Source organism: Streptomyces sp. IMTB 2501 (assembly GCF_001953885.1).
Taxonomy (GTDB): Bacteria; Actinomycetota; Actinomycetes; order Streptomycetales; family Streptomycetaceae; genus Streptomyces.
In genome coordinates this window covers 59341-70926 of record NZ_MQUS01000039.1, presented here as the reverse complement: position 1 = coordinate 70926, position 11586 = coordinate 59341, and the positions used below count along the sequence as shown (strand labels likewise).

The 11586-nt window shown below is 68.6% G+C and carries 16 protein-coding genes; 4 read left to right on the top strand and 12 right to left on the bottom strand.

What is annotated here, in order from left to right; translation table 11 throughout:
- Positions 1-93 precede the first annotated feature (93 nt).
- From AV521_RS40765 to AV521_RS40750, 3 genes are all read left to right on the top strand, one after another.
- Positions 94-408, top strand: coding sequence for a hypothetical protein (locus AV521_RS40765; RefSeq protein ID WP_076096347.1), 315 nt, complete (start codon positions 94-96; stop codon positions 406-408).
- A 356-nt stretch (positions 409-764) separates the two neighbouring features.
- Complete coding sequence (locus AV521_RS40755; RefSeq protein ID WP_076096345.1) at positions 765-2513, top strand: glycosyl hydrolase family 18 protein; 1749 nt, start codon at positions 765-767, stop codon at positions 2511-2513.
- Between the two features lie 283 nt (positions 2514-2796).
- A complete protein-coding gene (locus AV521_RS40750; protein ID WP_076096343.1) occupies positions 2797-3252 on the top strand; it encodes a hypothetical protein in 456 nt (151 codons plus the stop codon).
- Positions 3253-3717: 465 nt separating this feature from the next.
- Here AV521_RS40750 and AV521_RS40745 read toward each other — a convergent pair whose 3' ends face one another.
- The 12 genes from AV521_RS40745 to AV521_RS40695 all read right to left on the bottom strand — a co-directional run bounded on the left by AV521_RS40745 (position 3718) and on the right by AV521_RS40695 (position 11030).
- A complete protein-coding gene (locus tag AV521_RS40745) occupies positions 3718-4872 on the bottom strand; it encodes a site-specific integrase (RefSeq protein ID WP_107481151.1) in 1155 nt (384 codons plus the stop codon).
- Entirely contained in the window at positions 4872-5060 is a 189-nt protein-coding gene (locus tag AV521_RS40740) for a helix-turn-helix domain-containing protein (RefSeq protein WP_076096341.1), read from the bottom strand. Before AV521_RS40740 ends, AV521_RS40745 begins: the two co-directional genes overlap by 1 nt.
- Entirely contained in the window at positions 5057-6436 is a 1380-nt protein-coding gene (repSA, locus tag AV521_RS40735; RefSeq protein ID WP_179023768.1) for a replication initiator protein RepSA, read from the bottom strand. Before repSA ends, AV521_RS40740 begins: the two co-directional genes overlap by 4 nt.
- A 57-nt stretch (positions 6437-6493) precedes the next feature.
- A complete protein-coding gene (locus AV521_RS40730; protein ID WP_076096338.1) occupies positions 6494-6823 on the bottom strand; it encodes a SpdD-like protein in 330 nt (109 codons plus the stop codon).
- A 24-nt stretch (positions 6824-6847) separates the two neighbouring features.
- On the bottom strand, positions 6848-7003 hold the full coding sequence (locus AV521_RS48270; RefSeq protein WP_107069211.1) for a hypothetical protein: 156 nt from the start codon (positions 7001-7003) through the stop codon (positions 6848-6850).
- Between the two features lie 12 nt (positions 7004-7015).
- Complete coding sequence (locus tag AV521_RS40725) at positions 7016-7207, bottom strand: mobile element transfer protein (protein ID WP_067121091.1); 192 nt, start codon at positions 7205-7207, stop codon at positions 7016-7018.
- A 1-nt stretch (position 7208) separates the two neighbouring features.
- Positions 7209-7403, bottom strand: a complete 195-nt coding sequence (locus tag AV521_RS40720; protein ID WP_076096336.1) for a hypothetical protein — start codon at positions 7401-7403, stop codon at positions 7209-7211.
- Between the two features lie 20 nt (positions 7404-7423).
- Positions 7424-8110, bottom strand: a complete 687-nt coding sequence (locus tag AV521_RS40715; protein WP_076096335.1) for a DUF2637 domain-containing protein — start codon at positions 8108-8110, stop codon at positions 7424-7426.
- Entirely contained in the window at positions 8110-8313 is a 204-nt protein-coding gene (locus tag AV521_RS40710; protein WP_076096333.1) for a hypothetical protein, read from the bottom strand. The genes AV521_RS40715 and AV521_RS40710 overlap by 1 nt, the downstream gene beginning before the upstream one ends.
- An 84-nt stretch (positions 8314-8397) precedes the next feature.
- The gene (locus AV521_RS40705; RefSeq protein ID WP_076096331.1) at positions 8398-9753 is read right to left on the bottom strand and encodes an FtsK/SpoIIIE domain-containing protein; all 1356 of its coding nucleotides are present in this window, start codon (positions 9751-9753) and stop codon (positions 8398-8400) included.
- 2 nt (positions 9754-9755) lie between these two features.
- Positions 9756-10112: a hypothetical protein gene (locus AV521_RS40700; protein ID WP_076096329.1), complete on the bottom strand. Its 357-nt coding sequence runs from the start codon at positions 10110-10112 to the stop codon at positions 9756-9758.
- A 138-nt stretch (positions 10113-10250) separates the two neighbouring features.
- A complete protein-coding gene (locus tag AV521_RS40695; protein WP_076096327.1) occupies positions 10251-11030 on the bottom strand; it encodes a GntR family transcriptional regulator in 780 nt (259 codons plus the stop codon).
- Positions 11031-11048: 18 nt separating this feature from the next.
- Here AV521_RS40695 and AV521_RS40690 point away from each other — a divergent pair, with 18 nt between their 5' ends.
- Positions 11049-11513 carry an NUDIX hydrolase gene (locus tag AV521_RS40690; protein ID WP_076096325.1) on the top strand — a complete coding sequence of 155 codons (465 nt, stop codon included), beginning with the start codon at positions 11049-11051 and terminating at the stop codon, positions 11511-11513.
- The last annotated feature ends 73 nt before the right edge of the window (positions 11514-11586 follow it).

Below are 11586 nucleotides of genomic sequence, written 5' to 3'. Positions count from 1 at the left end.
CGCAACATGCCAGAACCGATATCAACCTGACCAAGCACTACTAGTGCTGTGACCGCGTTGGTTCGCCGGGTGGGATCCGGCAGGATCTCGTGCATGTTCGAAGAGAAGCTCGACGCGCTCTCGCAGATGTTGGCCGAGCACATAGCCATGCCGTTCCCGCCAGGCTTCCGCAGCCTGGACATCGAGGACCAAGACATGGTGATGCTTGATGCGAACGCCTACGGCTACGCCTTGGGCGTTCGCAAAGGCCCGCTCGACGAACAGCGCGGTGAAGGCTTGATCCGGCTGACGGCGGTGTTCGAGAACGTTCTCCCGGCGATCGACGACGAGTACGCGACCAGGTACTACACGCACGTACGCGACATGGCTGTGCTGGCAGCCGAAGTCGAGACTCTGCGCGGGAGGTAGCCCTCGGACCGGGAAGGTTCGCCCGGCTCGTGGTCGCGGCGGTTGGATGTGCTGTGACGTCCGATCCGACCGTTGGAGGCGCGGTGGCCGAGCCTGTCATTGTGCGCAGGTCGACCGACCAGGAGGGTCAGAGGCTGCAGCAGATCGGGCGCCGGGCAGCACCAGCGAGCGACGTGTTCACGCATCCCCATGAGTGGCCGTGTCGTCGCGGGGCGCAGGGCGATGCAAGGACAGGTCGGGGGCGTTCACCCGAAAGGATGACTCGGATGGCCTGCTCCGGTAGGTAGTGATGCGCTGGTCAGGACGCCGTACCCGCACCGACGGGCGTCATGGGGGCGAGCGACCGGAGGTCACCAGTGGGCACAGTTCAGTACCACGGCTACTACCCTCAGTGGGCGATCTACGCCCGTAAGTTCTTCCTGCGCGACCTGCATGCGAACGGCACGGCGGAGCGGCTGACGATCCTCAACTACGCCTTCGCCAACATCTCCTCCGACACCCCGATCCATTCTGGCTACCGGGCCTTCGCCGCGACCGTGCCGAACAAGAACCCAGGCCACGCGGACGGCAGCAAGGACGTCGGGGACGCCGACGCCGACTGGGTGAGGCCGTTCCTGGCCGAGGAGTCCGTCGACGGCAAGGCCGATCCCGACTGGAACAGCCCCAACCACCTCAAGGGCAACTTCAACCAGCTGAGGAAGCTCAAGGCCAAGTACCCCAAGCTGAAGGTGCTGATCTCGTTCGGCGGCTGGACGTACTCCCGGAACTTCTCGCAGGCGGCCAGGCCCGAGCACCGCAGGGAGTTCGTCAAGTCCTGCATCGACCTCTACATCCGGGGCAACCTGCCGCCCAAGATCTGGACGGACACCGAGACCATCCGGGGAAAGTGGCGGGACGTCTACGGAGGCGACGGGGTAGCCGCCGGGATCTTCGACGGCATCGACATCGACTGGGAGTGGCCGGGCACCACCAAGGGTCTGCCAGGCAACCTCCACAGCAAGGACGACAAGAAGAACCTCCCGCTGCTGCTGAAGGAGTTCCGCGAACAGCTCGACGCCTTGCCTCCGCGGCAGGACGGCGGCAAGTACCTGCTGACCGCCTTCCTGCCGGCCGACCCCGAGGTCATCGAGGCGGGCTGGGACGTGCCGGAGGTCATGAAGTACCTCGACTACGGCAATCTGCAGGGCTACGACCTGCATGGCGCGTTCGAGTGCCCGGACAGCTGCTTCACCAACCACCAGTCCGCGCTGCACCCGATCGACGGTGACCCGAGCCCCGGGAAGCTGTCGGTGGAGGCGGCGGTCGACGCCTGGGTGAAGGCAGGGGCGCCCAAGAACAAGATCGTGCTGGGCATCCCCTTCTACGGGCGGGGCTGGGAAGGCGTGCAGAGCGACGCCAAGGGCGGGCTGTTCCAGAAGGCGAAGGGCGCGGTCCCCACCCCGAAGGCCAAGTACGAGCCCGGCGTCAACGAGTACCGGGACCTCGCTGGGCTCGTCGGCAGCGGCTACACCCTGCACCGCGACGACACCAACGCCGTCGCCTGGCTGCACAGCCCGGCGGAGAAGATCTTCTGGACCTTCGACGACCCCACGGCCGTCTACAGGAAGGCGCAGTTCGCCAAGAGCAAGGGCCTCGCCGGAGCCATGGCGTACTCCCTCGACGGCGACGAGAAGACAACCGGCATCCTCTCCAAATACATCCGCGCCGCGCTGGACGGCCAGGAGCCGCCCAAGAAGGAGCAGCAGAAGAACGCCTGCACGGCACCGGCATGGAACCCGAAACACGTCTACGCCGCGCCCAACGAGGTCACCTACGAGGGCGAGATGTGGCAGTCCACGCAGTGGAGCAAGGGAACGGCTCCTGGCGCCAAGAACAACGAGGGCAATCAAGTCTGGAAGAAGCTCAAAGCCTGCACGCTGCCCATCCGGCTCAAGCTGCCGACCGGCGCCAAGCCCTGGGACAACTCGGTGGCGTACAAGACGGGGGACTACGTCACCCACGAAGGCGAGCTCTACTCGGCCGCCTGGAACATCCAACCTGGGCAGAAGGACAAGCCGGGCGGCAACCCCGACACCTGGCAGCCGCTCGGGAAGTACGAGAAGTAGGCGGAAAAGGAGCAGGGGCCCGCGTGACGCGGGCCCCTGCTGCCGCAATGACTGTCATAACCCGCGCTGCACCCCGACAAGGGCGCAGTACGCCGTACTTCGGTCTCCCACAACCAGGCGAAACTCGGTCGTGTCGCCCACACCTTGGCGGCGGAAGTCCTCCGTAAGCCGGACCGTGGTGGAGCCCAGCAGCGGGCGAAGCACCGGGCTCCGGTGGCGAAAGCTCACGCCACGACGCAGCCTGAGCAAGGGGAACGGAACGCGAGAGACCCCAGGAGCCGCCATGAACACCCGAGCCGACTTCCGCATGATCCGCTTCAATCAGCGCATCGGCGCCCGGACGCCCCCGTCCGGGTTCGTGGCCGGCTCCTCACGGTACGTCGGAACCGAGACGACAGCCGAGGAATTCGAGATCGACACGGCTCCGGTCGGAGACGGCTACCTCGTAATGCAGGTGTATGGCGTGAACTTCACGGGACATCGCGTCCTGATCAACGGCAGGGACCTGCCCGACTTCGACATCGCCGCCGGCCCACAGGGCCAGGTCCTCTGGCAGACCTGGATGGATCCCATCGAGGAAGGCATCCTCAAGCAGGGCAGCAACACCATCCAGATTCAGCACGGCACGACGTCGAGCAGGCGGGTCGACAACTTCATCGTCCGTGACGTCGTCGTGCACTGGCGCGAGGCGGCCGACGGGGGCACCCAGGACGGGGGCGACGCCCAGAACCAGTGGTGATCCTTGCCCGGCGGTCGGTGGTCAGCGGCGACACCAGGGCCTCACCGAGAACCCGTCCAGGATGTGCTTGAGGGCCCCCTGCTCCAGTTCCTCCCCACGGGCGCTCTGAGGGCTGCTCACCACGAAGCCGAACGTGCGGCGTGCGTAACCGCAGATAGGCCAGGACCGTCTCGCCCCTGCCATAACAGACAGACCGCTGGCCGCCTCTCGGGTGGCCACATGGCCAGAACGCATTCAGCACACATGAAGCCGGGAAACCCCGTGAACAAGCGAGAACTACGGAGGGGTGTTTCCCCAGACCAGACACCCCGCAGCTGACGTCTCCGCAGGTCACAGCCCCGCTCAGGGAAAACTCCTAAAGCGGGTGTCGCAGGTTCGAATCCTGCCGGGGGCACCAGTGCAAAGGCCCCGGACCGATCTTGGTCCGGGGCCTTTGACATCTACTTTTGACATCAACGCGGGCGGTCAGCCGCGACCGGGGCGCTTCTTCCTGAGGAGCCGGTCCATGTGGCTCATGGCTTCCCGCTGGGTGTCCTGCACGACGTGCGTGTACACGTCCATGGTGATGCTGATCTGGGAGTGACCGAGGATCTCCATCACAACGCGGGGCGCGACTCCGGCCGCCGTGAGGAGGGTGGCGGTACCGTGGCGGGCGTCGTGGAGGCGGATGACGCGGAGGCCGGCGGAATCAGCGACTCGGGTGAAGGAGCGATAGAGGTTGCGCGGCTCGACGGGCCGACCGTTCCGGGTGGCGAAGACGTAGTCCGACTCCTGCCACTTCTCCCCCGCCTTGGCGCGGGCAGCTGCCTGCCGCATGCGCTGCCATCGCAGGGGCGCGATGCAGAGGGCGGGCAGCGGGACGGCGCGGCGACGGCGGCTCTTGGGGTCGTCGTCGTACAGGATGCCACGGCGGCGCTGGACCTGATGACGGACGTACAGGACGCGGTTGTCGAGGTCGACGTCCGACCAGCGAAGGCCGACGATCTCTCCACGGCGTAGGCCCATGGCAATGGCGAGCACGAAGGCCGCGTAGAGCGGATCCTTTCGGGAGGCGGCGAGGAAGTCGAGCGTCTCGTCCAGGGACCAGGGGTGCAGCTCGGGTGTGTCTGTGCGCGGTGGCTCGACGAGCTTGGCGACGTTGCGCGTGATCAGTTCCTCACGACAGGCGGAGGACAGCGCGGAGCGCAGAACTCGGTGCGCTTCCTTGGCGGTTGCTGCGGTGGTGTCCTTCTCCAGGCGCACGAGGAACCGGCGAACGTCAGCGACGCCGAGGGATTCGAGTCGCTTGGTACCGAGGAGGGGTACCAAATAGAGCCGGACGTGGGCCTCGTACTTGTCGAAGGTGCTGAGCTTTCGCCGGGGCTTGATGACGTTGTCCAGCCAGTACGGCAGCCACTCCGAGAGCTTGGCCGACTTGGTGGGCACGGGTACGCCCTGGTCCACCTTGTCGAGCAGTTCACGGCGCTTGGCGTCGCACTCCGCCCAGGTCTTGCCGTAGGCGAACTTGCGGGCACGGGTGCCGTCCGGCTGGAGCACGTAGACCGCGCACTGGAAGCGGCCGTCCTTGCGCTTGGTGATGGTCCCGGCGCCGTTCGGGTTGCGCTTACGCTGACTGGCCATCAGGCAGCCTCCTCCATCTGGCCGAGGACGAAGTCCCGGACCGCGTCAACGGGGATCCGCCGGGCGCCGTCGATCTTGATCGAGACGAGGCGGTGCGACCGGATCAGGTCATAGACCTTGGAGCGTCCGAGCTTCAGCCGAGTCATGACTTCCGGCACGGTCAGGAGTTCGACGGTGACGGTGGTCATGCTGTGGCTCCTTCGCGAGCAAGCTGGTCGGTCAGGGCATCGCGGGCGGTCTCGCGGTTGAGCTGGAGATCGCGAGCGATGGTCGTGGCAAGGGCGGCTTCGCCCGGGGTGTGGCCGCGGCCGGCGTACTGCCAGTCCGCCAGGACGAGGACGGTGTCCGGCTCGCGGTCGTCGAGGCCGAGGACGGATGCCTCTTGGGCGGCGCGGTAGTCGGCGCGTTCCTGGCGGAGGGCGCCGAGCGTGGTGGAGTAGGCGCGCGACTTGGACGAGAAGTGCCCGCGGAAGCCGAGCATGTGGGCCCAGGCCCAGAGGCGCCGTTCCGGGTAGAGGCTGTCCAGGTCGCGGCACGCCGTGATGAGGCGGCGGGTGTGGTCGGGGACCTGGTGGCGGTCGAGTTCGGCGAGTTCGCCGATGCGGCGGTCGAGGGTGCCGGTGTTCTCGGCGGCCTTGGTGGCGTACTTGGCCACGTATGAGGCGACGGCCTGTTCAGTGATGTCGGAGCCGTTGCCGAAGGCCTTCACGGGCCGGACGTCGAGTTGTCGGCCCCAGCGGAAGGTACGCGCGGGCTGGTCCTCGGCGGCTGGCACCGAGACCGAGGTGTAGGAATGCGCGGCGGCGGCGCGTAGCGCGTCCGTGAGGAGGTCGACCGTGGCCCAGGCGGGCGGGGGCGTCCCGGGCCCCTCTGGGCCGTCGAGGCGTACGACGGCATGGAAGTGCAGGGCGCCGCGCTTCTGGAACTCGGCGACCTTGCCGTACGAGACGCGGAGGTGTTCGGCGAGTTCCCGGCGGGGCAGGCCGGCGCGGGCAGCGAGTTCGCGGCGGAGTCGGGTGGTGAAGCGCTGCCAGAGCTGTCCGGCGTGGTTGTTGAACAGCACGGCGCCCGCGTAGTCGTAGCTGTCCGGGTCCAGGGCGGTGCCCAGCTCCGGGGCATCGGGCGCGTGCGGGGTGCCGCAGCGGCAGGAGTCGTGATCGGGACGGTTGTGGACCGGGCCGAACGAGGGCGCCGTGAGGGTGGCGAAGACGCGCGGGTGATCGCGGACGGTGGCGGGGACGTCGCGGCGATCGTCTCCGGCCAGGCCGGCGCGAATCAGGTGGTACGTGTCGCCCGCGTAGGTCCAGGCGCAGGACGGGCAGCGGGAGGCGCGACGGTTGCCGCAGGCCAGGCGGAGGCGTCCGCCCGGCTCGTTCTCGGTGGAGTAGTGGTGCAGGGTCTCGCCGGTGGTCTTGTCCTTGTGGAGGACCCAGCCGGTGAGGTGGATCGGGTCGGAGCAGCCGCCGGTACGGCGGATCTGATCCTCCCAGCGGGCGTAGTCGGAGGCCGAAGCCACCCGCAGCACGTCCCCCAGGGTGATCGAGTCAAGCAATGTGTCGGGCATGGGCGCACTCGGTGTCGCGGGTGAGGCGCGGTGGGCCATGCTTGGGGTTCCTTCCGGTTACGAGATCGGACAGGGACGCTTGGCGTCGGAGGCGAGAAGCGAGCGCAGGACGACCGCGCAGACGCCGACCGAGGCGCCGGTGATGGCGACCGCCAGGAGCAGGGAGACCAGGACGGCGCCCAGGACCAGGACGACGGCCGTGCCGCCGCCGACGAGGGCGAGCGCGGTGCCAGGGGTGAGCTGGACCGTGGGCCGGGACGGCGCCGGAGTATGCGTAGTGGCCAGCGGGATCTCTGCGTGCCGGGTGACGGTGGTCGGCTCGACGACGGCGGGCGGGGTGGTGAGGCCCGTCGGCATCGGCATGGTGGGGATCTTCGGGCGGAACATCGGTGATCTCCTCTCGCGGGCGGGCTACTTGACGAGGGCGTTGATGGCCGGGGCGAGGACGCTGTCGGCGAGGAGGAAGCCGCCGAGCAGGAGTACGGCGATGAGCCAGGCGGGCGGGCGGATGAGCTTGACGCCGAGGTAGCCGACGACGAGCAGCGCGAACCAGAGCGGGACCTGCATGGCGGTGACCTCTTAGCGGATGCGGCAGCGGTGGGTGCGGGCGGCGAGTTGGGCGGCGGACTGGCTGGAGAAGTCGGAGGACCAGCCGCAGCCGTCGGATGTGCACACGGCGGCGTGCTTGGTCTGGCCGTGGCGGTCGCGGTGCGTGCCGATCTGCACCGGGCCGATGCGCATCACGGAGTGGAAGTGGTCGCGGGCGGGCATGTCAGTCGGTCTCCTCTCGGACCGTGGTCGGGAGGGGGAAGCTGGCGCGGATACCGGCGGCGGTGGCCGGGTCGGCGGTGCACCGGGCGGCCTCCTCGGCGAGCAGGTGGGCGAGGAAAGGCCGGTTTGCGGCGGTCATCTCGCGGGCGCCGTCGAGGTAGTCGGAGGCGGTCAGGTCGGCCGGGTCACGGGTCATCGGTCTTCCTCTCGCGCTGGTCAGGTGAGGTGGGCGGCGATGGCGTCGGCGAGGTGGGGCGGGACACCGAGGCGGGAGCGCAGAGTGTCTGTGTCGATCGGGGATCCGGTGCGGGTGCGGTACTCGTCGGCGACCTTGCGGGCGTGGTCGATCAGCACGGCGGGGACCGAAGGAGCAGGGGTCGGGGAGGAAGCCGGGGCCGGTGAGGCGGGGGCCCGGCCAGGCTCGGGCACGGGCTCCGTGGCCGATGCGCGTTCGGCGTCCGGGACCGGCTGCTCGGCCGGGGCCGTGGCGTCCGCCGTGTCCGCGACAGGTGCCGGCGGAACCGGCTCCGACTCCGCAGCCGACGAGTGCGCGAGGAGCGTTCCGCCGAGGAAGGCGAGCGCGGGCCATCCTGCGATGCCGAGGCGGAGCAGGGCGGGCGGGTCGGCCAGGTCGAGGAACCCCGCCGTGGCGACGTTGGCGCCGAGCGACGCGAACAGCGCGACAACGAACCAGCACCAGGCCAGCCGGGACGGTCCCTCACTGCGCAGCCGCCGCCAAGCCGCGACCATGAGCAGGTCGACACTGACCGGGTAGGCCCACGCCTTCCAGCCGTTCTGTCCGGCAGCGGAGGCGAGATCGTGCAGGTGGGCGAAGGACAGGGCACCAGCGATGACGGCCTGAACCAGGACCGCGTCGACACGGAGGCCGTGACGGGCAGCCATCAGGAGTCACCGGGGTAGGCGGGGCCGCCGTCGGGGTCGTAGCCGTCCGGGAACGAACCGGGCGGCGGCTCGGGCAGCGAGACGGCGAGGGACGCGCCGACAGCTTCCACGAAGTCGAGGTCGGCGCCAACCATGTCGGCGTACAAGGCGAGTTGACCAAGCAGGAGCACGGTCCGGGCGAAGTCCTCGCAGTTCGGGCACACGACGGGTTCTCCGTTCTTTGGGCATGGCGGGGGTAGGGACCTGGCGCGAAGGCGGTCGCGCCGACCGGGGGTGTCCGAGAGAGATCAGCCGGTGGCTGAGGAAGCCTTGGCCAGCGACACGGGAGCTGCGGCCGAGGCGGAGAGGGCAGGCCGGAACGGGGCCAGCTCGGGCAGGTCCGGGGTCCGGTCGGCGTGCCGGTTGCAGATGTTCACGGCCTGGCGGAGCGAGGTATGCGGAGCACGGATGCGGTGCCACCCTCCGGAAGAGTCGCCCGAGATGGCGAGCCCCCGCATCTCGGCCGGGATCTGGATGGCTGCGAGGACGGCGTCCGGGGCGATGTCGCCGAAGGCCATGTTGGCGGATGACTCGTCGTTGACGCGGTGGGCGGTGCGGCCGGTGAGCTGGGCGCGGAGCATGGTGATGCCCTTGCCGAGTTCGGAGCCGAAGCGCTGCCCGCAGATTTCGAGGTAGATGCCGGCCGCGCGGCCGAGCTGGGCGAGGCGGACCAGGGCGGTGACGATGCGGTCCCGGCGCTTTTCCTCCTCCTTGCTGGCATACAGGGCGAGTTCGGCGACCTCGTCGACCAGGACCACGACCGGAACCGGACGCAGGTGATCGGGCAGGTCCCAGATGCCGGCGGCGATCTCTGCATCCGGCACGTCGGCGGTGATCCGCTGCTGAGCCCGGATGACCTGATAGATGCGCTCCATCCGGACCACGAGCGCATCGAGCACCTCGGCGGCGGTGTCGGGATCATCGGCCAGCGCGGAGAACCGGCGGGCCAGCGGGAACAGCTCAACCCCCTGCTTGCAGTCGATGCCGACGAGGGCGACGTCCATCGGGGCGAGTCCGGCGACGAGGTTGCGTTGGTAGACGGACTTGCCGGACTCGGTGGCGCCGAGGGTGAGGGCGTGGGGTATCGCGCGGTAGTCGCGGTAGTGGACCGAGCCGTCCTGCCGCAGAGCGACCGGTACCCGCATCGGCCGGGTGTCGGTCTTGGCCGGCATCTGCACCCGCTTGAGCACGTCGTAGCCGGTCATCCGCACCTCTACGACGCCGGAGCGCAGCTCTCGCGAAGTCACGCCGTACATGGAGAACGAGTGCCGGAGCCGGTCCGAAGCGGCAGCGACATCGAAGGCGTCCTGTCCAGGACGGAGCTTGAGCCGCAAGACCAGGCCAGTACGAGTCGGCCGCAGTCGCAGGATGCGTGGGGCCCGGGACTCCGGTATCGGCCGGTTGGTGGCACGGGCGAGAGCGAGACGCCACCGCGCGGGCGGCACGGTTAACCCGCACGCGTCCATGACGGAGCCGTACCGGACCAGAACCCGCACCACGGCCAGCGTGACCCCGAAGGTCAACCAGTACCAGGCGGGGCGCCGCCACCGCAGGAGACCCACGGCGGCGACGACCAGCACCAGGGCGACCGTGAAACCGGTCATGATCAGGCCGCCTTGGGCCCTGCGGCGGCATCGGCGAGCGAGGTGACCGCGACCGCGCGGAACGCGATGCCGTGCCGCTTCTGGCCGTTGAAGTCGTTCTCCCAGGGCCGGGCAATCAGACCGGTCAGCGCGACCGGCGTGCCCATGGCCAGCTCACCGGTGATCCCGGGCTCCGGGACGGTGATGGAAAGGATCTCCACCTCCTCGTTCGCCGCGAACAGCACGTCCACCGTCATCAGCTTCGCCCCGGTCTCGGTGTCGGTGGCGATCTCGCCGGTACGGCGGTCACGCACCTTGACCTGCGGGGACTTGGCGACCATCACGACCGCACCGGCGGTGTCGACGGGAATCTGACGCACAGAGATCACTCCTCTATAGATGCCGAACTCCGTCACTCATGTACATGAGTGACATGAAGAAGAGTGCCGCACTCCTGTACATGAGTCAACCCGCCGCGAAGAAGAACTCGCGACGGGTTGCAGGAAGTTGAGCGGGCGTCAGTCGGCGGCAGGGATCCTGTACTCGAAAACGAACTGGTCAGCAGCCATGAGCGTGTCGCACACCTCGACCACGAGACCCTCGGTCGTACGAGCCTCCCGGATGAGGTGAACCACCGGCGCACCCGGACTCAGCGCCAGCTCCGAAGCCTCCGCCTTCGAGGCCGGCCGCGCCTGCAGCGTCTCGACGAACTCAGCGAACTCATGCCCGTGGTCTTCGAGTCGGGCGTAGATGCCACCACCGCCGGGGTTCTCGGCGAACAGCTCCGGAATCTCCTTCACGACGTCCCAGGGCAGGTACGACGTCGCCGTCTCGACCGGAGTGCCGTTACGGAAGTAGAGGCGCCGGCGAGCCAGCACCTGCGCACCGACCGGGACGCTCAGGCGCTGGGCGGCATCCTCGGGCGCCTCCATGGGTCCGATGTAGAGAACGCTGACCTTGGCAGCCGCACCGGACTGCGCGGACTCCGCGAGGTACGCCGCCTGCCCACCCTGCCGGAGCGAACGTCGGAAGCGATCGGAGGAGCGGTGCCGCACCGGAGGCCGGCTCTTCACGATCGAGCCCTTGCCGTGCCGGGTCTCGACCAGCCCACTCGCCCGCACCTCGACCATGGCCTTACGAATCGTTCCGCCGGACACGCCATAGCGATCCACCAGCTCAGACTCGCTCGGCACCATGTCACCAGGCTTGAGAACCCCCACCCGGATCTGCTGCACGATCTCGTCCGCGATCTGCACGTACCGAGGCCCGGATCCGACCCCTCCAGCCGCAGTTCCCATAGTCCTTCTCTGCCTCCTATGCTCCTCTACATGAGTCAAGCACAGGAAGCGTCGTCCTCCCCCCTGCACTCCGTGTCCGTGGCCGGAGCAGTGGTGCGCGAGGACGGCCGCCTCCTGGCGATCCGCCGAGCCGACAACGGCACCTGGGAACTCCCCGGCGGCATCCTCGAACTCAACGAGACCCCCGAGGCCGGCGTAGCCCGCGAGGTCCTGGAGGAGACGGGCATCCACGTCGAGGTCGACGAACTCACCGGCGTCTACAAGAACTTGACCCGCGGCATCGTGGCCCTGGTCTTCCGCTGCAAGCCCTCCGGCGGCTCCGAACGCACCTCAAGCGAGTCCACCGCCGTCTCCTGGCTCACGCCCGACGAGGTCAGCGAGCGCATGGCCGAGGTCTTCGCGGTCAGGCTCCTGGACGCCTTGGACGGCAACGGCCCCCACGTACGCAGCCACGACGGCAAGCGCCTCATCCCAGCGGGATAAAACCTTCTCTCCTTCATCAAGGCGGCTCGCTCCGCTCACCGCGCGCGGCCCGGCCCCCGGCCGGGCCTGCGCT